We start from the raw sequence: 25,092 nt of genomic DNA on the forward strand, positions 1-25,092 counted from the left end.
TTTATTCGTTCGAAAGATCGAATTATAAAAAAAAGAAAAGAGTTTCTCACTGTGATGATTATTCCTCACAATGAGAAACCAAGTTATAAAATTAGCATAACTTATAAATCTATCACTCTTGTGTTTCTTGCTCTCTCTATTGTAATTGCAACTTCGGCAGTCATTGTGCTTGGTTATAGCGGGAGAGTTCATGAGATGGAAGAGTTAGAAATTTCCAGTGGTGATTTTCAAAGACAATCGCTGAAGCTCAAATCCGAAATGAATCTTTTACATGAAATGAGTTCGTATTATTACCAGAGAGTTTCTAGGCTCTATATAAAATTGGGTGGTGACCCTTCGCGTGTAGGCTTGAGCGACAAATCGAAATTACCCCTTGGAGTCTTTGATACAAAATCCGATATTATTCCCGAAACATATACTTTGAAGTCAGATATTTACTCTTTAAAGAAATCAGCAGAGCTTACAAAAGAAATTATCAAAACGATTAAGCAAAGAAAGTCAATCATCAAGAACACTCCCTCACTCTGGCCAACTCGCGGTTATATTTTATTTCCATTCGGAAAATACTTTTCCTCAATCACTGGACGGGAAGTAATCAACAATGGAATTGATATTGGAACATTTCCTGGAACCGAAGTAGTTGCTACTGCACCCGGAGAAATTTATGAAACAGGTTATACTGAATCCACTGGATATTATTTAAAGATTACACATAAATATGGTTGGAGAACAATATACTCTAATCTAGAAAGATTGCAGGTGAAGAAGGGAGAGATGGTTTCAAAAGGGGATGTGCTTGGTTATGTTGGAAAAACTTCTGGTAGTTCCATATTCCACTTGCATTATGAAGTGCATGTTGGCACAAATCCATTAAACCCATATTCCTTTTTAAATCAGGTGCAAAATTAGGGAGCAAAATGAGCGAAGAACAAGAAGAATTTTCAGTTAATAGTATTATCGGAGAAGGTTCCGAGTTTTACGGCGAATTCAAATTATCCGGTCTAATCCGTATTGATGGAAAATTCAAAGGTCTAATTCAAACAGATGGAAAAGTAATCATCGGCAAAACGGGATTAGTCGAAACTGACATTAGAGCTCGCGTAGTTGTGGCGGGTGGAGAGATAAGAGGAAATATCTATGCCTCCGAAAGAATTGTTCTCCTGTCAACATGCAAATTATATGGCGATGTAATTACTCCTAAGCTACTAATTGAAGAAGGTGTCCTCTTTGAAGGCAAGTGCACGGTAAATCCATAATGCAATTCTCGATTAATACGGATAAACCAAAAGCTACTGCTGATAAAAATTCTAAAGGAATAAAATCAGATGGCTCTGCTAAAATAAAAGAGAAGGAAAACTCTTTTCTCTCAATCTTAGAATCTATAGTTCCATCTGATAGAGAAGACACAAGAGAAATCAATGAGCTATGGCAAAAGCTTCCAGAAATGGAAAAGCGTTTTCTAAATACTCCTAGCCAGGATAATCTACAAGAATATAAAAAATTAGTCAAAGACATCACAAATACGATTCTCAAAAACAACACGCAATTATCACAAGCAAAGCAACGCGGTCGTAATGATAAGAAAATTTTAATGACAGTCAAAATTTTGGATGAGAATATTCAAATTCTCGCTTCCACAATGCTTAGCCCTCAGAACTCTGCTTTCTCTCTCTTGAAACAATTAGAGCGCATTCGCGGCTTACTCATGGATTTAAAAGAATAATCGAATAGGTAATTCAAGTAGTTAGGGAAACTACTCATGGCGTTAATTTAATTTTTATGAGATAATGGTATCATTATGAAACGATTAATGATAGTTATTCTTGTTTTTATTTCCCTTGCTTGCTCCAATCCTCAGATGGAGGAAGAGAAAAAAATAAACGAAAGAAGAATCTTACTGCAAGTTCTTTATAGAAGTGATAATCCAATAAGCGCTACGCCCACGAGCGAAAGCTATGGCTCGACTTCATCCGGGTCAACTAGTAATTATGGCTCAAGTAGTAGTTCCTCTGGCAGCAGTGGAACTGGATCGGGTAGTAGCTCAAGCTCAGTATATAGCGACCAATGGCCATTAGACTACATCGCCAAGCTATCATCTGGAGATTGTAAAGCAATTGCTTCCGGGGATAAATACTATTGCACCACAAACGATTGCAAAGGAATTGTAAGAAGCGACAAATACTACTGCACTACCTATGACTGTAAAGGTGTAGCGGCTAACGACAAATACTATTGTAGATCAAAATTATGCAAAGCATGGGTGACAAAAGACAAATACTATTGTGACTCAAGCGATGCTGATTGTAGAGGTATTGCGAGTAACGATTCCTATTATTGCAAATCAAGACAATGCAAAGCAATTGTGAAAAGAGATAAGTATTATTGTAATTAACGTGAGTTTGACGTAAGGATTTTTGTCTACCGTCACCTCGAACAGCTTCACCGTGAGAGGTCTATCTTGCTTAATACTATCGTAGTATTGTCAGATAGATTTCTCACATCCACTCATTTGCTTAGCTGCAAATCCAGCCGCCAAGCGATGTTCGAAATGACAGTATAATTCTTATATCAAACTCATGTTAATTACTCAACTCGCGCAAGGTGAGTAATTAAAACTTATTTCAATCTATTTTTAATCTCTATCAAGAAAGGCACGAACTTATCTAGTATCTCTGGTAGTTCGTATTCTAGAATATCTCCAGCGGTTACTATGTCTTTATCCGCTAAAGCTTTTTCTATTTGGGAAAGTTTTTCAGTCAATAGATTGTTTGTTGTAAATAAAGTCTCACCGTTAATCTGAATGTCTTCTACTTTTACATCGTTTCCGCGGCTACCGACAGAAATTAGTCCAGATATCATTACATGTAGTCGTCCAGTAGAATGAGATAGTAATTCAGTGGCTAAGTGATCTTTGCCGGATTGAAAGTTTTCATTGACGCGAACGAATTCTTTTTTTAAGACTTCCATATGCTCGCCATAGGTAGTAAGAATTTCTTTTACTGTTTCTGTGTCAATGTTTAAGAGTGTTACCCGATTGAGTAAGTCCATTGTGAATAGTTTTAGGTCTCGGAGATTTTCGAGGTAATCTTCGATTAGCTTCACTGAATCTAATTTATTGCTCGGATCTACTGCTTTCGCAATGATCTCGAGCATGTTCTTATCTGAGCCGTGGGGGATAATGCGTGTATAATCCAAACGAAGAAGAGTCTTTGCGGAGCTAAGAACAGTCTGAATCCAATTGAGTCCTTCTTTTAAATCATGAGATTCTTTTTGAGTAAGGGAGTCTCTTCCAAAAAGAGCGCTTCCTACATTATCAATGTATTTATCTAATTCAAGAAGGCTAGCGATTAGTATATCAATGTCTTCGCCAACATAGAAATCAAGTCTTTGCACATTGCTTATTTCTATTTCTTTTAACTGAGAAAGACTTTTCTCGACTCCGTCCACGAAACAATTTACTAAATACTTTCCACTTGATTCAATCCAAGAATTAATAGCATTGTATACTTCATCTACTGTTTTTTCTTGTTCAAGTTTTGTCTCTAAGACTTCTTCATTTAAATAAATAATCATAACTTTATCTATAGAATTTTAATAACGTATACTAGCAAATAAAAATTTTCGGGAATAACAAATCAATCATCCCCGCCTCGACGTTGAAAATTATTTTTTAGGTAGCTGCCAACTGCTTTGTTTTTGCCTACGCCTTGTTCCATGTTGAGATATTTCTGTTTTAATTTCTTTTCAAAGCTAACGAGATGGGATTCAAAGTCTTTCACCTTCTTGCTATTTTCAGAAATGGTAGACTCGGCTAATTTGATTTTACTCGTCACAAGTCCTGATGTTAATTGTGTGTATGGCTTTAAATGCTCCAAGATAGCAACACCTACTCCATCATCGACTCGGTTGTCGTTGTTGTTGTCAGAGGCAAATAGTTCACGAATCGATTCAGGATTATCATTGAGAGCAATGGACAGAGTCGATTCATCAATTTTAAGAAGTCCTTCTTGAATTTGTTTCCAATTGCTTCCTAGTTCCCCGGTAGAAATTCCAATATCAGAAAGGACTTTGTATCTTGGTTCAGCAGATGATGGATAAGACGCACTAGTCGCTGTCTTGAGTCCTGCCACTAAGCGGATAATAGCATTATCCCCTGCAAGGATTCCTGATTTAGTTTTATTTTTCCAATATTCTTCTGAAATATCTACTGCATTATTATCTTCTGCCGCTGTGCTTAGATCTACCTTTGCATCTTTGTTTGCTGTGCTTACTTCTTTTGAATACTTAATCAATTCATTGTATGCATCCACAAATTCTTTTATCATCACAACTCCCTTGTTTGTCTCAACGGAAATTTCCATTGTAATAGGTTGTGTTGTTTCTTTGATTAAGTTAAACGATACACCTTCAATTGCATCTTTGATATTCTCATTCGTGTCGCGTGTTACTTCGATTCCATCAATCTTAAAAAGAGCATTTTCTGCTGGCGCAATAATGTTGTTAATCGCTGCACCTTGTATTTCTCCAGGAACTACAAACTTGACTTCGGAGACAGTCATCTCTGCATCTCCCGTGTTTCCTAAAACGATTTTGGTAATTAGATTGTCTCTCGCAAAAGTCGCAACGGGGACTACATATTTTCCACCTTTTGCGGGAATGTTTTCGTATTTTAGTTTTTCTCCGTCTTTGGTTTCGTAATAAATTCCAATCGCTAAATAATCAGGAATAGTTCCAGTTGTCTTTTCTGGATAAAATTCTAAATAGGAAAGTTTCTCTATTCTAAATTTATCTACTGGGAATGCAAAGGCAGTATTTTGTTTAATCAACACTCCTCCATTCACTCCAGGTGTAGCGGCAAATTCAGGTTTTGCGTTATTGACAAATTTCTCCGGCTGATACGAAGTTTGTCCTTCTGCACTGAGTCGGATAGAACTGATCGTTGGTGCAGGCTCTGGCACGTTAGCTCCTACAATTCCAGCAGCCTGTAAAATTCCATTTGGATCTAGAAATTTCATCGCTGCTTCTTGTCCATACTGCAATGCATGAATAGAGAAAACCATATTGTCAGAATCTACTTTCATTAAGTTTGATTTGACAATCTGACTTCCGAAGTTTCTAATTTTTTCTTGTAAGTCTTCTAATTTTCCACCGGCAAAGTCAATGTCTATACGCTTGTCTTTGGAGATAATAGAGAATTGCCCCGCAGGCAGAGTTGTGTCCAGTTTAACTTTGCTACCTGCAATTTTTTGTTTGGAGGCGAGTTTCATAATTTCAATTTCTTGTTTTGCTGACTTAGCATTTCGATTGGCTTCGCCGGTAATATATCCTTCTTCGTTAGCAGAAACTTTCTTGGAAGAAAAAGGAGCAGTAAAAGATGTGAGGGCTTTTGTCTTGATTTGTAAGTTGAGTGTTAAATTTCTAAGCTCATTCCATGCCTTAATTTGAATTTTCTGGTATTCATTTTCTTTTTCCCACCTTTTAATGGGCTTTGCTTCTAATTCCAGAAGTTTACGGATTATGTCATTTGTGTTCTGACCAGAACTAAGTCCTGATATTGTGTATGCGGGCATAAGAAATTTTCTCCTACCAAAATATGTTCGTCTTATCAATAAAAAAGATTACTAATTTAGACCAAAAAAATACAATGGAAACATGGATAGATTGGATAGTTTAAATAACAAGGATATATTTTTTGAGCGAGAGCTCTCTTGGTTAGATTTTAATTTTAGAGTTTTAGAAGAGGCATGTGACCCTTCTAACCCGGTATTAGAAAGACTGAAATTTTTATGCATCACTGAATCGAATCTCGATGAATTTTTTATGGTTCGAGTCGCTGGTCTCCGAGATCAGATTAATTCAGGCATTGACGAAAAAAGTTTAAACGGAATGAGAAGCTCGGAAGTCATTCTAGAGATTTCCAAGAAGGTAAATATTTTCATCAAAAAGCAATACGAAGTCTTAGTTGAAAAAATTATCCCCGATCTAAAAGCAAATAAAATCAATATCATTAACAATGAAGCCGAACTCAAACCAACAGAGATTGCTTACATAAAAAAATATTACAAAGAAGAAGTATCCAGTATTCTTACTCCGCTTGCAATTGATCCATCTCATCCGTTTCCTCATCTACTCAATCGTTCTCTTAATCTTGCTATTACACTGACAGGAGATGAGGATAATACGCGTAATCTCTTTGCTATAGTGCAAGTGCCTTCTTTGTTACCGCGCTTTCTTGAATTGCCCTCTAGCGATGGAGATAGAAGATTTTTTCCTTTAGAGGGGATAATCACTCTTCACCTCTCGGATTTGTTTTATGGATTGACTGTTAAAGAAATTCATGCCTTTCGAATCATGCGAGATTCTGATCTTTCGATTCACGAAGAATTAGAAGGAAGTCTATTAACAAACGTAAAGAAAGAATTAAAGAATCGTTTTTGGGGAGACGCTGTAAGGTTAGATGTTCACAGTAAGATTCCAGAAAATCTAAAACAAATAGTGATGGAGCTTCTTAAAATTCAAGATCATGAAATGTATGAAATTCCGAGCTTCTTAAATCTTGGAGATTTAATGTATTTCTATGGAATCTCTGATACTGCTGCATTAAAATTTCCAGCAGTCCCGGTAAAGAATAAACTAAGTGAATACAGTCTGGATAAAATTTTTCAACTTATTCGCAAAGGCGATATTGTATTTCATCATCCCTATGATTCGTTTCAAGCTGTTGAGGATTTATTAAAATTTGCGAGTGAAGATCCAAAAGTTCTCGCTATCAAAATGACTCTCTATCGCACAAGTGGGGATTCTCCGATTATCCAATACTTAAAGCAAGCAGCGGAAAACGGTAAACAGGTCACAGTTCTTGTTGAATTAAAAGCTCGTTTTGATGAAGAGCGAAATATTATTTGGGCACAGAGATTAGAAGATTCAGGTGTTCACGTAGTATACGGAGTAATCGGTCTAAAGATTCATTGTAAAGTGTTACTGATTCTCAGGCGAGAGACTGACAAATTAAAACGTTATGTGCATTTGAGCACAGGTAATTATAATTCGGCAACGGCGCGGTATTACACTGATTTGTCGCTATTCACAAATAATGTAAGTATCACCGAAGACATTGGAACTCTTTTTAATGCGCTCACAAGCTCAGCTAAAATGCCAAAGCTCTCCACCATATCTGCGGCTCCTTTGTATTTACGAGATGATATATTGAATTTAATTTGGAATGAAATTGAAAATGCTAAGCAGGGAAAACCAGCAGCCATTTTTTTAAAAATGAATTCGCTTGTAGATAGAGAATTAATTCTAGCTTTGTATGAAGCAAGCGGCATGGGAATCAAAGTGGATCTAGTCATCAGAGGAATTTGTTGTCTAAGACCGGGCATTCCGGGTGTTTCGGAGAATATTGTTGTTCGCTCTATCATTGGAAGATTCTTAGAGCATTCGCGTATTTTTATTTTCCACAATGCAGGAAAGCCAAAAGTCTATCTATCGTCTGCGGATTGTATGCCTAGAAATTTCTTCAAGAGAATCGAGGTAATGTTTCCAATTCTAGATGAAAGAATTCAAAATAAAATTTTCAAGATTATCGATATTATAATGAAAGACAATGTAAAGGCTCGCATTCTCGGTAGTGATGGAATTTATCGCAAACTTTCTCCGGCGGAAGGAGAAATTCCGATTGATTCTCAAATGGAACTCGCAAAAATATAGCTTTATTGGATAGATTCATGTTGTTAAAATTTTTACTTTCATTCTTTATTTTATTTTTTGCGGTTACGCAAAGTTATGCGGACGATTGTGATCGAATGCTAAATTCTTTTGATGAACCAATTCCTCTTAAGTCTGGATGGGTGTTCATGAAAGGCGACAACCCGGAATGGAAAAGTCCTGACATGGAAGATTCAAGTTGGGCAAAGAAGACTTTGCCAGATTCAGGCTATGATCAAAATCCAGAAGTTACAGTAACAGGCTATCATTGGTATCGATGTCGCTTGCTGCTTCCTGAAAATATAAAAGAGGCTTCTATTTCTCTTGCCATTAACTTTGGAAAAATTCGTGACGTTGATGAAGTCTTCTTTAATGGAATCAAAATTGGCTCAACCGGAAAAGTATCTCCAGTCCTACAAGCGGATTTAGAAAAAGATAGAATCTATTCCATTTCTTCTAAGTTGCTACAACCCGGCAAAAACCTATTAGCCGTTCGAATCTATACTTCTACCGACTATTACGGATTAGATAACGTTCCTGTGATTGGAAATGAATTTACTTTATCTTGGAAGAATGCGAGAAAAGAAATATTCAATATTATTTCGGGCTTTGTATTTATTGCGATGGGACTTTTTTTTATTTTAGGCTCACTTGCCCGCTCTACCAATAAGAGTAATCTCTTCTTTTCTTTCTTCTCAATTATTTTGGGTATGTATACTCTTATCCGCACGCAATTTAGATATAGAATATTTGATGACTTTAGTTTATCTTATCGAGTCGAATTAATCCTTCTCATGATGCTTCCGATTTTGTTTGTAAATTTCATTACTTATTTTGTAAACCATAAACGCAAATGGCATAATTGGATTTATGAATTAATTATGGTTTTACTTATGATTGTTACTTGGTTAGCGCACACTCCTGACAAATGGGAGACTATTGTTCGATATAACGGCTACTTTATGTTATATCCTCTAGCGCGTTGCTTTTATATCATTTCAAAAAATTATATAAAAAATAAAGATAAACTCAAATACGTATTTATTGGAACGCTTGCACTTCTGCCTAGCGTTGTTGTAGACTTACTTAAAGCTTTGGAGTTTATAAAGTTTCCTTCTATAGTTCATTTTGGATTTATGTTTTTTCTAATCAACATTTCAGTTCAGCTATCTGAGGAGATGGTAGAAAATTATAATCGTTTCCTTGGACAGGAAAATGATTTAAAGAAAATGGAAAAGTCAAAAACAAAATTTTTAGTTAATCTTTCTAATGAATTCAAGCAGTATATGGATGGAATTAATTCTACCGTCAAAGACTTGTTAGCCGAGTCTGATCCCAAACAGACTCCAGACAAAATCAAGCGTCTTGAAAGCTATGAGGGTTTAACACGCTCTATTATCAGTGATGCAGTTGTATTAAATGCAATTGAAAGTAGAAAATATGAAAATGTAATCGAGAAATTTTCTTTGAAAGATTTAGTCAATGATACTCTTTCTATGATTGAAAGCAGACTTTCTCAGACTAGAGAATCGAAACAGGTTTCTATTTCTTCGGGTGACATTGAACTCATGCAATCAAAGGAGTTAATCTTCCTTATCCTTTATCATTTGTTAGAAAATGTATATAAGTATACACCGGAAGATACAGGCTTACAAGTTTTGATAAAATCAGAAACTAAAAATTTAATCGAAATCACTGTGATTGATGAAGGAAAAGGAATTGATAGTCTAGAGCAGCTAGACATTCAGAAAAAGTTTGTGCGTGGAACAAGTGGTAACGACAAGACAATGGGTGTTGGAATAGGGCTCACACTGGTGAAAGCAATTTCCGAATTCTTAGGCGGTGGCTTAGAAATCCAAAGCGCGAAAGGCACTGGATCAAAATTCATAGTAACAATTCCGGTATAAAACATGAAAAAATATTTAACCTTTTTTAGATTTTTAACATTAGCCGCTTCTTTATTCGTTCTAGGAAACTGCTATGCGCCTTCGGAAGAATTGAGCACAGAGATTATCAATCTTGCTGAAACAGAATGGCAGGTCGATTTTGAGGATAATGCTGAGTATGCAAACTTAGATTTTTCTCATCAAAACTGGCAAGCAGTAGAAGTTCCCGGAAATCTCAGAACAGTAGATAGTTCTCATCGGGGAATTTTTTGGATGAGAAAGTCTTTCGAACTCGATGCTGAGAATTTTACGAGCGCATTAGCTCTTACCCTAGGTATTATATACGATAGGGATGAAGTTTATCTCAATGGTAAAATCATTGGTATCAATGGAAAAAGTCCGGAAGATATTCATCAAAATGAAGTTGCTTTTGGTAGATTACGAATTTATTCAATACCGCCCGGATTGCTACGAAAGGGCAATAACGTATTAGCCGTAAAGATAAATTCAAACTTCCGAGCGTATGCTGGTATAGTTTCTGGTCCAGTGGGAATTGCAACTTTAGAATCTGCAACCTCTTTTATTATTCAAAATTCTGTTGATGATACAATTTTTGAAGCAGTTTATCTTTTTATTGGAATATTTTTCGTTATCAGTTTTTTAAAGATGAAAGAGATGAAGGAATACCTTGCGTTTAGTATTTTTATCATTTCCTTTTCGATTCTTTTGTTTACCAAAAATGAATTTCGATTTGAATTTTCGCATAATTTTCTAGTTTTCAAATACTTGGAATCAGCGTTAATTTTGAATATGCCATTCTTTTATGTGCAGTTCTTTCAAAGTTTTTTCAAACTATCAAAGATAAAATATCAGAATTATTATTTCCTGCTCAATCTTGCCTTCTGTGTTTTATTTCTTGTAATTCCCAACTATGTTTTCTGGAATAATTTTATCAATATATGGGTAATCAATATTTTGCTCATCTTGGGCTATTCGTTGTACGTCTCTATTCAGAAAGTAAAAGAAAAAGATAGAGACGCAATTATCTACAGTGTCGCACTCGTATACTTTATTTATAGTGTAATCAAAGAGGTTTTCCTGCTTAGAGGTTATATTCAGGGACAATCTTCCATTGAGGCATCAGTTCTGTTTTATATTCTTTTAGTAACTATGGCTCTTCGCCTTAGATTTATTTTTTTGAAAATTAAAATTCAAAATAGATTTGAGCAGCTAACAGAGATTGATCAACTACGAGAAAAGATTTTCTTATATATGGATAGAATTTTAAGTCCTTCTATAGATGAATCTATTTTAACAACTAGAGCACTCAAGAATAACAATAATCCGCAAGCAGTAAAGGAATCTCTTTCGAAAATCCAAGTCATTTACGATGAGATGCAATATTCTCTCGATGATATTTTAGAATTATCGCGTCTAGAAGTAATGGCAGAGCCCTTATCGAAGGAGACAGTTGATTTCGTCGATTTTATAAGAACGATACTTGCAATGGCTAATGTCACTTATACCATCAAAGTAGATGACAAATTTCAAATTCACAATAGTTTAGATTTAATTAATTCGCTTATCATTCGCCTGATTGACTTTACTGGCTTTAAAGATATAAGTAGCATAGATTTAATTGTAACGTCGGATTTAAAAAATCATCTTCATTTTCGGTTTATGCTATATAGTCTCGATCATAAGAAAACACAAAAGCTTTACAAGCAGTTAAATGATTTTACAGTTGGGGGTAATATCCATTCTGTGCGATGGGCGATTATAAAAGAAATTCTACGTTTACTCGATGGTCATTTAGAAATGAAACTTATCAATAAAAAATATGTGAGAATCGACTTCGAATTACAAGCGTTACCTCTTGAACAAGAAAAAGTAGAAAAGCCAAAGTTTGAATTAAAACTTCCTAAGTTAAAATTTAATTTTAAAATGCCTACATTCAAGAAATAAAAGTTAAGGAAGCAGTATGGATTTTATTATTGCTAATGATGGGACTCGGATTGCTTACTATGTGCAAGGGGAAGGATTTCCTATTTTTATTTTCAATGGCTTTACTTGTAGCGAAGCAAATTTAAAACCAATAGTAAATCTACTTTCTGAAAAATATAAAGTCATCTATTGGGATTATAAAGGGCATGGTATGTCTGGAACACCTAAGAGCTATAAGGAAGTAACCGTTGCAGGAAGTGTTGATGATGCAAGAAGAGTCATAGAAAAACTAAATGTAAAGAAAGCGATTTTTCTTGGTTACAGCACAGGTGCGCAAATCATGTTTGAGTATAATTTCCGTTATCCGGACATACCGAATTCTCTTATATCAATCGCGGGATTTAGTGATAGAGTGATGGATTCTTTTTTAAATTTAGATACTACTGTGTTTGGTCAACTCGGCGAGGCTTTAAAAAAACTTTCACCCGTTGTTCCACATGCATTTGCTAGTGCGTGGAGATGGATTCATGGACTTCCTTTTGATCTTAGACTCTTTGTTGCAAAGAAGACTTTTTTGAACGAAGAAAGAACAGTTCGCGAAGACATTCAACCATTTCTAGAAAGTATGAAGCGTCAGGATCTAAATTTACTCATTCATTTTTTAATGGATGTGCACAATCATCCTCTCTGTCAACCATTGGAATCAATTCTTTTACCTACTCTTGTTATCGCAGGCGGAAAAGACCTATTTGCCCCAGCAAGACGTTCCGAGGAAATGCATCAAAAGATTAGCCATTCCGAATTGCTAATCGTCTCGCGCGCATCACATAATATAGTTCAAGAGGAGTATGAAATTTTAGCATCCACTATTCTGGATTTTTTAAAAAAGAATAATTTGTGAAGAAAATGATCCATTGAGTTACACTTGACAAGCTGCTTTTTGGATAATTTATGGAAGGTAAGTATTAAGGAAGGATAAATGACAACTAATCCAAACTCAACTCTCTCCCAAAAATCTATCAATCCGCTCGACCCAGCAGACAGCTTCTTGAAACGTCATGTGGGATCTGACAATAACGAAGTGCAAGAAATGTTAAATACTCTTGGATACTCATCGTTAGACGCAATGATTGATACAGCGGTTCCCAAAAACATTCGCTTAAAAAATCCGATTCGTGTGACTGAGCCAAAGAGCGAATACGAAGTGTTGCAGGAGTTAAAGAAAATCCTTTCGCAGAATAAAATTTTTAAAACATTTATTGGAACAGGATTCAATGACTGTATTATTCCAGCAGTCATTCAAAGAAATATTTTAGAAAATCCCGGTTGGTATACAGCGTATACACCTTATCAGGCAGAGATAGCGCAAGGACGTTTAGAAGCACTTCTAAATTTTCAAACTATGATCATCGACATGACCGGTCTTGAAATTGCAAATGCCTCTTTACTTGACGAGTCAACAGCAGCAGCAGAAGCGGTTACTCTTTGTCATGCGGTGAAGGCTGATGATAATGGAGACACGATTTTTATTTCAGATGAATGTCATCCGCAAACAATCGACGTAGTAAAGACTCGTGCTCTTCCTGTCGGAATCAAAGTAGTTGTAGGAGATTTTAAAACGTTCAAAGCCGACAAATCGTATTTTGCCGCTGTGGTTCAATACCCTGCGACGAATGGAAATGTCTATGATTACGAAGAATTTGTAAAACAAGCTCATGCTAGCGGAGTATTGGTAGTAGTCGCCGCTGACTTACTTAGTTTGAGTATTCTAAAAGCTCCGGGAGAATTTGGTGCTGATGTGGCAGTTGGTAGCACACAAAGATTTGGTTTACCGCTTGGCTTTGGTGGACCTCATGCGGGATACATGGCAACGAAGGAAGGATTTAAACGTAGCCTTCCGGGAAGACTCATTGGTGTATCTAAAGATTCACAAGGTGCGCCTGCTATGCGTTTATCGCTACAGACTAGAGAGCAACATATTCGTCGCGATAAAGCAACTAGCAATATCTGCACGGCTCAGGTATTACTCGCTGTAATTTCCTCTATGTATGCAGTCTATCATGGACCGGAAGGAATTAAACATATCGCTACTCGAATTCATTTGCTTACTTCTATTCTTGCAAAGGGAATTGAGTCGCTTGGATTTAAAATCAATACTGCAAATTATTTCGATACCATTTCTATTGCTGCGGATAAAGGCACACAATCCGAAATTCGTGCACTTGCAGAATCTAAAAACGTAAATCTTCGCTACGAAGAAAACTCGATTGGAATTTCTTTAGATGAAACTGTAAGCAAAGAAGATATTCTTACACTGCTTTCCGTATTTAATAAAGGCGTAGCGGTTAATGTAAATATTGCGGCAGACACCGTATCTTATAATTTTCAGAAGTCACTCGTTAGAACCAGCAAATACCTGACTCATCCTGTATTTAATACTTATCACACTGAAACAAAAATTTTGCGTTATATCCGCAAACTTGAATCTAGAGATGTGAGTCTCACTCATTCTATGATTCCACTTGGTTCTTGCACGATGAAACTAAATGCTGCTACTGAAATGCTTCCTTTAACTTGGCCTGAAGTTTCTAAGCTTCATCCATTTGTGCCAGAAGCGCAAACTCGTGGTTATCTAGAAATGTTTTCTCAATTAGAAAAATGGCTTTGTGAAATCACTGGATTTAAAGCAATTTCACTTCAACCAAATGCAGGCTCTCAAGGAGAATACGCGGGATTACTCGCTATTCGAGATTACCATTTAGCTAAGAATCAGGGGCATAGAACTGTTTGCCTCATTCCAACATCTGCTCATGGAACAAACCCTGCGTCTGCTGTGATGGCAGGATTTAAAGTAATCGTAACTGCTTGTGATGAAAATGGAAATATCGATGTCGCTGATCTAAAAGAAAAAGCTGAGAAGTATAAGAACGAACTTGGTGCGTTGATGATTACTTATCCTTCTACTCACGGTGTATTCGAAGCAACGATCAAAGAAATTTGTGAAATCATTCACGTCAATGGTGGACAGGTTTATATGGACGGAGCAAACATGAATGCACAGGTGGGATTAACCAGTCCCGGTGAAATTGGTGCGGACGTTTGCCATTTAAACTTACACAAAACATTCTGTATACCACACGGTGGTGGTGGACCCGGTGTAGGACCTATCGGAGTTGCGGCTCACCTAGTTCCATTTCTTCCAGGACATGCGTTAGTCGATAACGGAAGCAAACGAAATACAAATTCAGTAACTAGTGCACCTTGGGGTAGTGCAAGTATAACAACAATTTCTTGGATATACATTGCTATGCTTGGTGGAGAAGGTTTAACATATGCAACCAAGATGGCAATTCTCAACGCTAACTATGTTGCAAAACGTTTAGAGTCTTATTATCCTGTTCTCTATCGCGGTAATAAGGACTTAGTCGCTCATGAGTGTATTATCGATGTTAGACGCTATAAGGCGAGCGCAAAAGTAGAAGTAGACGATATTGCAAAACGTCTTATGGACTTTGGATTTCACGCTCCTACTATGTCCTGGCCTGTTCCTGGAACTCTCATGATTGAACCAACGGAAAGCGAGTCTAAAGAAGAGCTAGATAAATTCTGTGATGCTATGATTGCCATCCATAAAGAAATCAAAGACATCGAAGCTAAGAAGCTAGACGAACTAGACAATCCTCTCAAGAACGCACCGCACACTGCTAAGATGGTCATCTCTGATAAATGGGATCATCTCTACTCCCGTGAGTTAGCCGCTTATCCGCTTGCCTATCTTCGTGAGCACAAATACTGGCCTGTTGTAGGTCGTGTGGATAATGTGTATGGAGATAGAAATCTGGTTTGTGCTTGTTTGCCTCTCGAGAGTTATAGCGAGTAATATAGGATTAACACCCTACTTCTTCGCAAAATACAATTCAAGTATTTCATGATAGCGCAAGTAGCCGACGAATTCGTTTTCTTCGTTGACGATAGGCGCTTTATCTAGGTGCTTTTCTTTGAGTAGATTGAGGGCATCACCGATGCTCTCTTCTAGTCGAATGGGATGAATGAGAGAAATGGATGACTTGAATTGTTTTTTATTTTCGATACGAGTCAATTGCAAAGAAGTAATCATTCCTACATATTTATTTTGGGAATCAACGACTACGAAATCTTTATCATCGAACTTGATTAATTCTTTTTTAATACTACTGAGCGGTTTATCGAGAGAAACCACAAGAGAATGTAAAAGGAATTTCTTGTAGCGGAAAACAGGCATTGTCTTCAAGACATCTGTCTGTATATCCCATGCGTGTGCGGGAGAGTGAAAGCGGTTATGTGTTTGTGCTTGGTAGAGGTTGAATTTTTTGGATAGCAATACAACTAGAATGGAACAAAGCATAAGAGGTGGAAGCAATACATAACTTCCGATCATTTCACAAATCATAATCATGGCAGCGATAGGCGCACTTGCGATACCCGCATAAAAAGCTCCCATTCCCACTAAGACGAAGCTTTGGTAATGTGCAGAGTCTAATTGATAGTAGACTCCAACAAATTCTGCTGTAAGCATTCCAATTGAGCCACCTAGAAATAAAGAGGGACCAAAGATTCCTCCTGATCCGCCAGAGGCAATTGTAAAACTTGTTGCGATTACTTTAAATCCTATCACGAATAAAATGAAATAGATTAAATCTAACTTTGCAAAGGTTGAGCGTAGTCCTGATTCTAAAAGAAATTTATGAATAAAATTCTCTCCCGTTCCTGAAACAATAGGAAAGAATAAATAAATAATTCCGCATACTAACCCACCGATAGCGGGTTTTAAAGGAGGATAGATTTTCCATTTAGCAAAAAAGGCTCTTAGCGTCTTAATGAAATTAACCAATAAAAATCCTATTAGAAAACAAATAAAACCGAGTATAGGGTAAAATGGTAAGTATGCGACAGACAATTCATCGAGTGGAAATAAATCTCTATGTATGACGCCAAAGAAACTCAATAAAAAATAAGCTGATACAGACGAAATGATAGAAGGAATCAGAGCATCACTTTCTAAATCTTCTTTGTAGACCATCTCTATTGCGGTTAACGCACCACCAAGAGGCGCTTGGAATATTGTTCCCAGAGATGCACTGACTCCGGCAAGGAGCATAGTTCTTCTTGCTCGTGCACCTCCGCCGAAAAAATCATTGATCGATGAACCTATGCTTGCTCCTATTTGCGCGGCAGGTCCTTCTTTACCGGCACTTCCGCCTAGAGAGAGTGTAAGAATTGTAACGATTGATTTATAGACAGAAACTCTTCCGCGCATCTCTCCATCTCTGTTATGAAAGGCATCCAATACATTGTCTATCCCGTTGCCCTTAGCCTCAGGACAATAGTAATGCGTGATAAATCCAACCAATAAACCACCTAATACCGGTAGAAATAGATACTGCCAGTTGAACCCTTGCGTTAAATATGAGTTAGCCGATACATTTAGGAATGGAAAAAAGTTTTCGGCGTAGGAAAGAATTTTTGAGAATAGGATGATGAAGCATCCGGTTATAATTCCTGTCAGAAAGGAAATGAAATATATATGAATACTATTTTTTATTTTTAACATTATTACTTATTTTATTGGTAATGAGACTTGCCACGGAGGCGCAGAGACACGGAGTAAGGTTCATTGTTGAATTTGAATTGTCTCAGTATAATATCAGAAATAAACTTACTAAATTCTCTGCGTCTCCGTGCCTCTGTGGCAAAATAATCACCCAGCTACATACATCGATTCAACTAATATATCAGGGACTTTCATTGAGCTAAAGGAGTCATTGTATTCATTAGAAAGTCCGCGAATGAGAGGAAGTAAATCAAAGTAGTTTGAATTGAGTGTGATGCGGTCAATCGGTCTTATGCGCTTTCCGTTTTGATAGAGAAATCCTTGCACTCCAATAGAAATTTCTCCAGAGATAGCAGAGCATCCCGATGATCCTTCTAGCTTTGTTACATAAATGCATTCAGGATAAACGGCTAATAGCTCTTCGAGGCTCTTAGTTCCTTTGTCTACAATTAGATTGGATGTCCCGGTGCCTGCTTTGCCGGCATAAGAGCGACTTCCATTTCCTGTCGGTGCAATTCCTGCTTTCTTAGAAGATTCTAAATTGTAGAGAAATGTTTGTAAGACTCCATTCTTGATAATGGGAGTAATCTTTGTTGCAACACCTTCACTGTCAAAAAGTCTAGATCCAGGGAATCCCGGCAAATGAGGATTACACGTCATGTTAAAATCATCAACTGAAATCTTTTGATTGATTTTGTCGGCTAATCGGGATTGTCCTTTCTGAACTAATTCAGCGTAATAAGGAGCTAGAAACATACCGATGATTCCAGAACTCACTCGATTGGAAAATACAACAGGATATTGTTTGCTTTCAACTGGCTCTGCGCCTAATAGTTCCAGTGCTCGCTCTACTGCTTTTTTTGACATATAGTCTGTATTAAAAATAGAATAAGACCTTCCCCCGTTGGAGTAAACTCCCATTTTGCTAGAATCGCCTTCTTTGGCTACTACACCTAGACCTGCGGATACCGCGTTAGCCCGCTTTGCATAATTAACACCTTTAGAATTTTGAATTACAGAACGACCGGAAGATTTAGATACTCCTAAGAAAGGAACATTTACAATCTTCTTGTCTTGGCTAAGAGCGATTTGCTCCAATTCCATTCCTAGTTTTATCATTTGATCAAAGCTGATTTTATCTACTTCTTCTTTATAGCTTTCTAAATCTAGATCAAGTAGCTTGACTCCTTCGGGTAAGTCTAATTCCATTTTGTCTGTGATTTTGGAATGAGCCGTTGCATCTATTACTGCTTGCTTAATTGCTTCCATGGAAAATTTTTCTGTGTAGGCAATACCGGGACGACCATCTCTAAAAAGTCTAATTCCAATTCCTCTAGAGCTCGCGATTTCTGTGCTCTTTACTTTTCCTTCGAATACTTCTACGCCCGATTCATCGGATTCTACGCCAATCACGTCGAAGCTATCTGCTGTTTGCCGCTTAGCTTCTGCACTCATAAATTCTACTGCTTCTTCTAATTTCATTATCTACCACCCACTAAAATTTCATCTACTTTTATACTTGGCTGACCTACTGTTACAGGAATAGAACCAGATGAAGCACCGCACATACCCGCTGTAATCTCCAAGTCATCTCCCACCATAGAAATTTTTGGCAGTATTTCATGACCCTTTCCTATTAACGTTGCTCCTCTGACTGGAACGGTTATCTTTCCGTCTTTAATTAGATATCCTTCTTCCACGGCAAAGTTGAATTCGCCGGTAGCAGGATTCACAGAGCCACCACCCATTTTCTTTGCATAAAGTCCGTCTTTAATAGAAAGAATCATTTGCTCGAATTTGTCTTTTCCTCTGTCGATGTAAGTATTTCTCATACGTGACACCGGCGCATAATGGTAAGATTCCCGTCGTGCTGATCCAGTTCTTCGCACCCCTGTTTCCATTGCGCCGACTTTGTCTGAGAGATAGTTTTTTAAAATTCCATTTTCAATGAGAACTGTTTTTTCTACCGGATAACCCTCATCATCCACATTGATTGAACCCCATGAATAAGGAATGGCTCCTTCGTCTATCGCTGTCACAGAAGAGTGAGCAATTTGCTGACCCAATTTATCACAGAAAGGAGACGCTTTTTTACGAATAGCTTCCGTTTCAAGCGGATGGCCACATGCCTCGTGAAAGATTACTCCACCAAATCCATTTCCCATAACGACTGGCATTTTACGACCGGTTGCATATCCAGCGGATAACATAAGTAAGGCTCTCTCTGTTGCTGTCTTTGCGTAACTTGCAACATCTAGAGACTCAAAGAATTCAAATCCTCTTTGTGCGCCAGGTGATTCTCCAGCAGAAAACATTTCTCCTCCATCTTGTGCTGTTACGGACATTGAGAAGCGAGAGAGAACACGGAAGTCTTTTACCATTAGCCCCTCGCTATTAAAAATAATAATATTTGATACAGCATCAAAAGCGCGTGCACTCACTTGTGCAATCTTAGGAGAGATAGCGCGAGCTGTTTCGTCTGCTAGTTTTAAGATAGATAATTTCTTTTCTTGTCCAACTTTTCTCGGGTCGAGGGTAACAGTGTGTATGCTTGGAAAGAATTTCTCTTGTAGATGAATTAGTTTGCCCGCTTGACTTGAGTCTCTAGTTTCTGATTTTGTTTTGGATAATGCTTCGATGAGTTGAAGCAAATGCTCTTCGTCATCGTTACTTGTATTTGCATAGAACACTTCTGTTCCGTAGATCATTCGAATTCCGATACCATAATCAGTTCCTGCACTTGCAGTCTCCACCTTACGGTTGTTATACGCTACAGACGCACCACGCGTTTCTTCTACAAATATTTCTACGAAGTCTGCTTTTTTATCAAGCCCAGCTTGAATGATTTTCTCTGCCTTTCTCTCGTCCATTGATTACTCCATAAGTGTTAGACCATTTTGAAACTAAACAGACTAGTCTTTCTGTCGAGTGAAAATTTTTTTAGAAATCCTGTCAGTAAAGGTAAGATATTCTTCGTGAGCGGCTAATCGAAACTAAACTGAACGAAATAAATAGTGCATGTGTCCTAGACATAGCGGTTGTAGAAAATCTTGCGATAATTGAACAGGTTAGTTTTGGTAACCTGTATAAAACCACCGAAGAATTACAGGTCATATAGAAAACTTGCAGTTCTTCTTGCAGTTCATCTATACTCTCAAAATTCCAAGACTAAGGATGGACTGCAACATGAACCGCAACTTGAACTGCAAGGAAGGGATAAGCGCTGTATAAAAAAACTCATAGATTGCTCTTTACCTGCCAATTAAATTCTCTTGCAATCTTAGCTATTTGAAAAAAAATTAATTTTAGGAGTAATTATATGAGACCATTTAAAGTTTTAGGAATTCAACAAGTTGCAATCGGAAATGAGAGCAAGGATAAACTCAGCAAGTTCTGGGGCGACATCATGGGACTAACAAAAGTCCATGCTTACAAAAGTGAAAAAGAAAACGTAGACGAAGATATTTATCGGATCGGAAATGGGGCTTTTGCAGTAGAAGTCGATTTAATGATGCCGATTGACGCAAACAAAAGTCCCAAAGTTCACGATCCAAAATTAAACCATATCGGATTGTGGATTGATGATTTACAAGCTTGCGTTAAATGGCTAACAGAGCAAGGAGTTCGTTTTACTCCAGGTGGAATTCGCAAAGGTGCCGGTGGATTTGATGTTTGTTTTATTCATCCAAAGGGTAATGAAGAGTTTCCTCTCTGCTCGGAGGGTGTGCTTGTTGAACTTGTGCAAGCACCTGAAGATGTAATTAAAGCATTTAGTAGCATTGCATAATTTTTCTTATCAAAAGAATTTTCGTTCGTAAGTAAACTAAAAAAGTCAAAAACTCGCTTTTGCTTGCACTTTGGTAAGCAAAAGCAATCCTTTTAGTAAATAATCAGTATTCTCCCTTCTATTATGTCTTATATCTGCTTAACTGCGTAAGTTTTGCAAAAAAATATCTCTAACTTTTATTTCTGATTTGTAAAAGTTCTACCATTTAAGAAAAAAGTTTAATCATCATACTCTAAGTTGTCCTATGGTTATAAGATAATGCAATGTATGGATGATAAAACTTTTTTGGAAGGGCTAATTCGTATGTATCAATCTAACGTAAAGATAAAAGAGACAGATAAAAATTTAGATGGCTCCTATTTCAGTAAATCAGAAATTCTTGAAATTATTTCCGCAATGAAAGAGAACTACAATCATCTTATCTGGTTCAAGCTTCTATATTCGTTTGGAATGAATTTGCAAGAGCTTGTAAATTTGAAAGTGAGAGATGTTGATTTCGAGAATGCTAGCCTCAGAATAAATTCAGGTAAGCGCTCTACTCCCCGGAATTCCGACATTCCCCAATCATTGGTCCAAGAATTAAGGCTGCATTGTAATCATAAGTCTCCTGATGCTTATGTATTTCATGGAAGAAATGGAAAGCTTCATACCCGAACCATTCAAAAGGCTTTGGAGAAAATCGAGCAGCGAATAAATAAACAAATTACCATTGCAAAGCTTAGAAAAAGCATTGCAGTTCATTTATGTCAAAATGGATGGGATTACAGTGAGATTGGTTCATTCTTAGGACATTCAAGTTATCGCGCGACGCGTAATCTGCTGGGTCAGCCGAGAGGTCATTACAGATCCACTGCTCAAACGATAGATGATATTTTTCAATAAGTTATTTTAGTTTACAAGACTTGAACAATTGTTAAAAAACATCTTGACAATTAATTTATTGGAAAAACACTATTTGACTAAGAATGATTTTCTAGTAGAAGCTCAGTTGCTTTGGTATTGAGTTCTATTTTTGAAATTAATTGCTCAGGAGATTCCTTTGGATATCAAAACTCAAACAATAGGTAAGCACGTATTAGTTAAACTCGCAGGTAGGCTAGACATCACTCAGTCAGATGAAGTAGAGTCACACCTTGCGAAAGACGTACTCTCTGGAGGTGGCGATATTATAATTCATTTGGGATCCATTTCCTATATTTCCTCTTCGGGAATTCGTATTTTTGTTGGAATGGTAAGGGAACTAAATCGACAAGGTAGAAAGTTAAAACTCTGCAATATTACTCCCCCTGTTAAAAAAGTATTCGATGTAGTAGAGCTTCTAGACCTTTTTGATGTATATACAACAGAAGAGGAAGCAATCGCCTCTCTTCCATAATTTCAGAACAGTGCTTATCTAGTTTCGAAAAAAGAATCAGTATATTTGGATTCAATGAAATATAAGCACGTAGTTTTTTTCTCCCTTTTTCTTTTTTCTTTTTTTTCTATTCTATTTCATACAAACATTCCAGTGATTTGGCCGGATGAAGTTTTATTCTTTAGTCCTGCCTTTGAACTTGGGATAAATGGGATTATGCGCACTAATGTATTGAATGGATTAATTCCGGGAATGGATACGCATACTCTTTGGATGCCTCCCGCATACATTATTTTATTATCAGGTGTGTTTCATTTTTTTCCAACAGAATTACTTACTGCAAGACTCTTTAGTTCTTTCATTAGTCTTGGTTCCATACTTCTTGTTTATAGAATCTGTTTGCAATATCAGTTCTCTTTTAAGCGAACTAGTTTGGTATTATTGTTGTTAGCCTCTGATTTTCTTTTTTTGAAATTTTCCCATACGGCTCGCATGGAAAGTCTTTGCTTATTCTTTGCACTATTGGCTTTTTACTTTATACTGCGTAGTGCAGGCGTCTCCCTTCGTAAGGACTTGATTAATCAAGTCCTTACGAAGGGAGACGCCTCTACGAAACCAACGAGATTTGACATCTTTCTTTCCGGTATCTGTCTTTCTTTTTCTTTCTTGTCTCATCCATTTGGGATTGTGCATTCTATTCCAGTATTGTTTTTATTATACCAGAGAAATGCTTTAACGATTCAGAATTTAGCTCTGTATGCAATCGCAGGCTTATTGCCAATAGCCGCTTGGGGAGTTTACGTTGTTCCTAACTGGGAATTATTCATTGTTCAGTTTGGTGCCCAGTTGTCACGAAAGAATGAACTATTGGGAAAGTTTACCTGGCTTGATAAAGTGAAAATTATTTTTTCTGTCTATAAATTTCCAATGGTTAAACTGGGATTATTTGCTACAACGATTGCTTTGTTGCTCTATGGATTCATCTCACAGAAAAAGAAAGGGGATAATGCTAATAATTCTCTTTTGCTCTGGATAAAGAATTCGCCGGAAATTTTTTTCTTTGTATGGCTTTTTACTTTATTAGGGTTTTTATTTGTCTCTAGCGAGTCCTGGTATGTTTTTCATATTGTAGTTCCGTTTACTTTGTTGTTATCCGCAATGGTTGATAATAAAGAAAAGCCCATTCGTATTTTTCTTTTTATTAGCATTGTTTATAATATTTTTGTTATACTATGGGTTCCATTCAGTGTTTACTTTGTTTATAAATCTCCAGAGAAAACAAAAGAATTTTTTCTTTTAATAGAGAAAGAAATTGAGCGCAAAAACAATATTTACCTCCAAGCAATTCCTGATCCCTATTTTTATTTAAAGAAGAAATTTCCAGAAAAGACATTGCATGAGTTTATTCCCGGTGAGTTATCTGCTATCCAGGATAAGAATCCGGATGGGTCAGAAAAAAAGAGTCTTCTAAATAGATTAGGAATTGCAAAAGAGAATTATAAAATTGATGCAAATTTTTATAAAGAAACAATTCATAGGCAAGAAGTTTTTATCTTTTACAATGAGAGCCTCATGAATGACTATATTCATGCATATTTAATGAAAAATGCTGATAAATTTGAGCGTAAACTTCTCCACGTAGAAACTCCTAAGGGAAGCGATTTAAAGCTTGAGGCAGTGATTTTTGTTCAAAAGTAAAAAGCTTACCTTTTTTTGCCTATTTATTAAAATTTGTAGTCAAAAACAACTATTTCAGAGATTTGTTATTTTAAGAGTACACTTGGAGTAAGGAATGATTTTCGATAATTTATATGCTCTCTTTTCAAATGACATGGGTATCGACCTAGGTACTGCGAATACGCTTGTACATGTCAAAGGTCAGGGCATTGTTCTATCAGAGCCCAGCGTTGTTGCAGTTCAGGCGTCCACAGGTAAGGTTTTAGCTGTAGGCCAAGAGGCGAAGCGTATGCTTGGTAGGACTCCAGGTGATATCGTCGCAATTCGACCAATGAAAGACGGTGTAATCGCCGATTTCGAGACAGTCGAAAAAATGATTCGTTATTTTATTGCTAAAGTTCATAATCGCACGACCTTCGTTAAACCTAGAATCGTAATTGGTGTCCCTTCTGGGATTACTGAGGTAGAAAGACGTGCTGTTCGTGAGTCTGCTGAGCAGGCTGGAGCACGCGAGATATTCTTAATTGAAGAAGCTCTTGCGGCCGCTATTGGCGCTAATGTCCCTATACACGAGCCTGCTGGAAATATGATTGTAGATATAGGTGGGGGAACTACCGAAATCGCTGTAATTTCTCTTGGTGGTATGGTAATCGCAGAATCCATCCGAACAGGTGGAGACGAATTCGATGAAGCCATCATCAAACATCTACGTAACCAATACAACTTAGTAATCGGGGATAGAACCGCTGAAGACATTAAGCTTACCATCGGAAACGCTTACATGGATAAGCGAACTGATACAATGGAAGTAAAAGGTAGAGATGCAATTTCCGGTTTACCTAGAACTCTCGAACTTGACAGTAACGAAATCAGAAAGGCTCTCAAAGAACCAACCGATCAAATTTTAGATGGTGTAAAGCGTGTTCTTGAAAAAACACCACCTGAACTTTCTGCTGATATAGTAGAGCGTGGAATTATTTTAACAGGCGGCGGATGCCTGCTTCGTGGTTTGGAGTATTTTATTTCTAGAGAAACTGGTGTTCCTGTGTTCCGTGCAGAGAATCCATTGACCTGCGTCGTATTAGGAACAGGTAAATATCTAGACGAATTAAAATACATCAAGCGTGGAGTTAAGTAAGATTGCTCC

At 37.0% G+C, this 25,092-nt stretch carries 19 protein-coding genes; 14 read left to right on the forward strand and 5 right to left on the reverse strand.

Annotation, left to right across the window (positions count from 1 at the left end):
- Positions 1 to 54: 54 nt before the first annotated feature.
- The 4 genes from IPH52_03490 (at position 55) to IPH52_03505 (ending at position 2,392) form a co-directional block, all read left to right on the forward strand.
- Positions 55 to 909, forward strand: coding sequence for a M23 family metallopeptidase (locus tag IPH52_03490; GenBank protein MBK7054105.1), 855 nt, complete (start codon positions 55 to 57; stop codon positions 907 to 909).
- Positions 910 to 917: 8 nt separating this feature from the next.
- The gene (locus IPH52_03495) at positions 918 to 1,256 is read left to right on the forward strand and encodes a polymer-forming cytoskeletal protein (protein MBK7054106.1); all 339 of its coding nucleotides are present in this window, start codon (positions 918 to 920) and stop codon (positions 1,254 to 1,256) included.
- Complete coding sequence (locus tag IPH52_03500; GenBank protein ID MBK7054107.1) at positions 1,256 to 1,723, forward strand: DUF327 family protein; 468 nt, start codon at positions 1,256 to 1,258, stop codon at positions 1,721 to 1,723. The genes IPH52_03495 and IPH52_03500 overlap by 1 nt, the downstream gene beginning before the upstream one ends.
- 75 nt (positions 1,724 to 1,798) lie before the next feature.
- On the forward strand, positions 1,799 to 2,392 hold the full coding sequence (locus IPH52_03505; GenBank protein MBK7054108.1) for a hypothetical protein: 594 nt from the start codon (positions 1,799 to 1,801) through the stop codon (positions 2,390 to 2,392).
- Positions 2,393 to 2,616: 224 nt separating this feature from the next.
- Here the strand turns inward: IPH52_03505 and IPH52_03510 are convergent, their stop codons facing one another.
- Positions 2,617 to 3,573, reverse strand: coding sequence for a hypothetical protein (locus IPH52_03510; GenBank protein ID MBK7054109.1), 957 nt, complete (start codon positions 3,571 to 3,573; stop codon positions 2,617 to 2,619).
- 62 nt (positions 3,574 to 3,635) lie between these two features.
- Positions 3,636 to 5,570, reverse strand: coding sequence for a flagellar filament capping protein FliD (gene fliD, locus IPH52_03515; GenBank protein MBK7054110.1), 1,935 nt, complete (start codon positions 5,568 to 5,570; stop codon positions 3,636 to 3,638).
- Positions 5,571 to 5,652: 82 nt separating this feature from the next.
- Between fliD and ppk1 the strand changes: the two genes are divergently transcribed.
- The 5 genes from ppk1 (at position 5,653) to gcvP (ending at position 15,417) form a co-directional block, all read left to right on the forward strand.
- Positions 5,653 to 7,710 (forward strand): polyphosphate kinase 1, encoded by a 2,058-nt coding sequence (gene ppk1, locus IPH52_03520; protein ID MBK7054111.1) that lies wholly within the window; start codon positions 5,653 to 5,655, stop codon positions 7,708 to 7,710.
- Positions 7,711 to 7,727: 17 nt separating this feature from the next.
- A complete protein-coding gene (locus IPH52_03525) occupies positions 7,728 to 9,614 on the forward strand; it encodes a hypothetical protein (protein MBK7054112.1) in 1,887 nt (628 codons plus the stop codon).
- Positions 9,615 to 9,617: 3 nt separating this feature from the next.
- Positions 9,618 to 11,558: a hypothetical protein gene (locus IPH52_03530; GenBank protein ID MBK7054113.1), complete on the forward strand. Its 1,941-nt coding sequence runs from the start codon at positions 9,618 to 9,620 to the stop codon at positions 11,556 to 11,558.
- Between the two features lie 16 nt (positions 11,559 to 11,574).
- The gene (locus tag IPH52_03535; protein MBK7054114.1) at positions 11,575 to 12,438 is read left to right on the forward strand and encodes an alpha/beta hydrolase; all 864 of its coding nucleotides are present in this window, start codon (positions 11,575 to 11,577) and stop codon (positions 12,436 to 12,438) included.
- Positions 12,439 to 12,516: 78 nt separating this feature from the next.
- Positions 12,517 to 15,417, forward strand: coding sequence for an aminomethyl-transferring glycine dehydrogenase (gcvP, locus tag IPH52_03540; GenBank protein ID MBK7054115.1), 2,901 nt, complete (start codon positions 12,517 to 12,519; stop codon positions 15,415 to 15,417).
- A 15-nt stretch (positions 15,418 to 15,432) separates the two neighbouring features.
- On the opposite strand, the gene IPH52_03545 is transcribed toward gcvP, so the two are convergent.
- The 3 genes from IPH52_03545 to IPH52_03555 all read right to left on the reverse strand — a co-directional run bounded on the left by IPH52_03545 (position 15,433) and on the right by IPH52_03555 (position 19,997).
- Positions 15,433 to 17,127 (reverse strand): chloride channel protein, encoded by a 1,695-nt coding sequence (locus IPH52_03545; GenBank protein MBK7054116.1) that lies wholly within the window; start codon positions 17,125 to 17,127, stop codon positions 15,433 to 15,435.
- A 147-nt stretch (positions 17,128 to 17,274) separates the two neighbouring features.
- On the reverse strand, positions 17,275 to 18,609 hold the full coding sequence (locus IPH52_03550) for a TldD/PmbA family protein (protein ID MBK7054117.1): 1,335 nt from the start codon (positions 18,607 to 18,609) through the stop codon (positions 17,275 to 17,277).
- Positions 18,609 to 19,997, reverse strand: coding sequence for a TldD/PmbA family protein (locus IPH52_03555; protein MBK7054118.1), 1,389 nt, complete (start codon positions 19,995 to 19,997; stop codon positions 18,609 to 18,611). The genes IPH52_03550 and IPH52_03555 overlap by 1 nt, the downstream gene beginning before the upstream one ends.
- A 449-nt stretch (positions 19,998 to 20,446) precedes the next feature.
- Here IPH52_03555 and IPH52_03560 point away from each other — a divergent pair, with 449 nt between their 5' ends.
- The 5 genes from IPH52_03560 to IPH52_03580 all read left to right on the forward strand — a co-directional run bounded on the left by IPH52_03560 (position 20,447) and on the right by IPH52_03580 (position 25,083).
- The gene (locus tag IPH52_03560) at positions 20,447 to 20,914 is read left to right on the forward strand and encodes a VOC family protein (GenBank protein ID MBK7054119.1); all 468 of its coding nucleotides are present in this window, start codon (positions 20,447 to 20,449) and stop codon (positions 20,912 to 20,914) included.
- A gap of 267 nt (positions 20,915 to 21,181) precedes the next feature.
- Positions 21,182 to 21,796 (forward strand): tyrosine-type recombinase/integrase, encoded by a 615-nt coding sequence (locus tag IPH52_03565; GenBank protein MBK7054120.1) that lies wholly within the window; start codon positions 21,182 to 21,184, stop codon positions 21,794 to 21,796.
- A gap of 157 nt (positions 21,797 to 21,953) precedes the next feature.
- Entirely contained in the window at positions 21,954 to 22,289 is a 336-nt protein-coding gene (locus IPH52_03570; protein MBK7054121.1) for an STAS domain-containing protein, read from the forward strand.
- A gap of 54 nt (positions 22,290 to 22,343) precedes the next feature.
- On the forward strand, positions 22,344 to 23,966 hold the full coding sequence (locus IPH52_03575) for a phospholipid carrier-dependent glycosyltransferase (protein MBK7054122.1): 1,623 nt from the start codon (positions 22,344 to 22,346) through the stop codon (positions 23,964 to 23,966).
- Between the two features lie 94 nt (positions 23,967 to 24,060).
- The gene (locus IPH52_03580; protein ID MBK7054123.1) at positions 24,061 to 25,083 is read left to right on the forward strand and encodes a rod shape-determining protein; all 1,023 of its coding nucleotides are present in this window, start codon (positions 24,061 to 24,063) and stop codon (positions 25,081 to 25,083) included.
- Positions 25,084 to 25,092: the final 9 nt, after the last annotated feature.

The organism is Leptospiraceae bacterium (assembly GCA_016708435.1).
In the GTDB taxonomy this organism is placed as follows: Bacteria; Spirochaetota; Leptospiria; order Leptospirales; family Leptospiraceae; genus UBA2033.

What these genes read in the sequence shown, in the direction of transcription:
- IPH52_03490 (MBK7054105.1), top strand. Translation starts at nt 55, where the DNA reads ATGATTATTCCTCACAATGAGAAACCAAGTTATAAAATTAGCATAACT.
- IPH52_03495 (MBK7054106.1), top strand. Translation starts at nt 918, where the DNA reads ATGAGCGAAGAACAAGAAGAATTTTCAGTTAATAGTATTATCGGAGAA.
- IPH52_03500 (MBK7054107.1), top strand. Translation starts at nt 1,256, where the DNA reads ATGCAATTCTCGATTAATACGGATAAACCAAAAGCTACTGCTGATAAA.
- IPH52_03505 (MBK7054108.1), top strand. Translation starts at nt 1,799, where the DNA reads ATGAAACGATTAATGATAGTTATTCTTGTTTTTATTTCCCTTGCTTGC.
- IPH52_03510 (MBK7054109.1), bottom strand. Translation starts at nt 3,573, where the DNA reads ATGATTATTTATTTAAATGAAGAAGTCTTAGAGACAAAACTTGAACAA.
- fliD (MBK7054110.1), bottom strand. Translation starts at nt 5,570, where the DNA reads ATGCCCGCATACACAATATCAGGACTTAGTTCTGGTCAGAACACAAAT.
- ppk1 (MBK7054111.1), top strand. Translation starts at nt 5,653, where the DNA reads ATGGATAGATTGGATAGTTTAAATAACAAGGATATATTTTTTGAGCGA.
- IPH52_03525 (MBK7054112.1), top strand. Translation starts at nt 7,728, where the DNA reads ATGTTGTTAAAATTTTTACTTTCATTCTTTATTTTATTTTTTGCGGTT.
- IPH52_03530 (MBK7054113.1), top strand. Translation starts at nt 9,618, where the DNA reads ATGAAAAAATATTTAACCTTTTTTAGATTTTTAACATTAGCCGCTTCT.
- IPH52_03535 (MBK7054114.1), top strand. Translation starts at nt 11,575, where the DNA reads ATGGATTTTATTATTGCTAATGATGGGACTCGGATTGCTTACTATGTG.
- gcvP (MBK7054115.1), top strand. Translation starts at nt 12,517, where the DNA reads ATGACAACTAATCCAAACTCAACTCTCTCCCAAAAATCTATCAATCCG.
- IPH52_03545 (MBK7054116.1), bottom strand. Translation starts at nt 17,127, where the DNA reads ATGTTAAAAATAAAAAATAGTATTCATATATATTTCATTTCCTTTCTG.
- IPH52_03550 (MBK7054117.1), bottom strand. Translation starts at nt 18,609, where the DNA reads ATGAAATTAGAAGAAGCAGTAGAATTTATGAGTGCAGAAGCTAAGCGG.
- IPH52_03555 (MBK7054118.1), bottom strand. Translation starts at nt 19,997, where the DNA reads ATGGACGAGAGAAAGGCAGAGAAAATCATTCAAGCTGGGCTTGATAAA.
- IPH52_03560 (MBK7054119.1), top strand. Translation starts at nt 20,447, where the DNA reads ATGAGACCATTTAAAGTTTTAGGAATTCAACAAGTTGCAATCGGAAAT.
- IPH52_03565 (MBK7054120.1), top strand. Translation starts at nt 21,182, where the DNA reads ATGGATGATAAAACTTTTTTGGAAGGGCTAATTCGTATGTATCAATCT.
- IPH52_03575 (MBK7054122.1), top strand. Translation starts at nt 22,344, where the DNA reads ATGAAATATAAGCACGTAGTTTTTTTCTCCCTTTTTCTTTTTTCTTTT.
- IPH52_03580 (MBK7054123.1), top strand. Translation starts at nt 24,061, where the DNA reads ATGATTTTCGATAATTTATATGCTCTCTTTTCAAATGACATGGGTATC.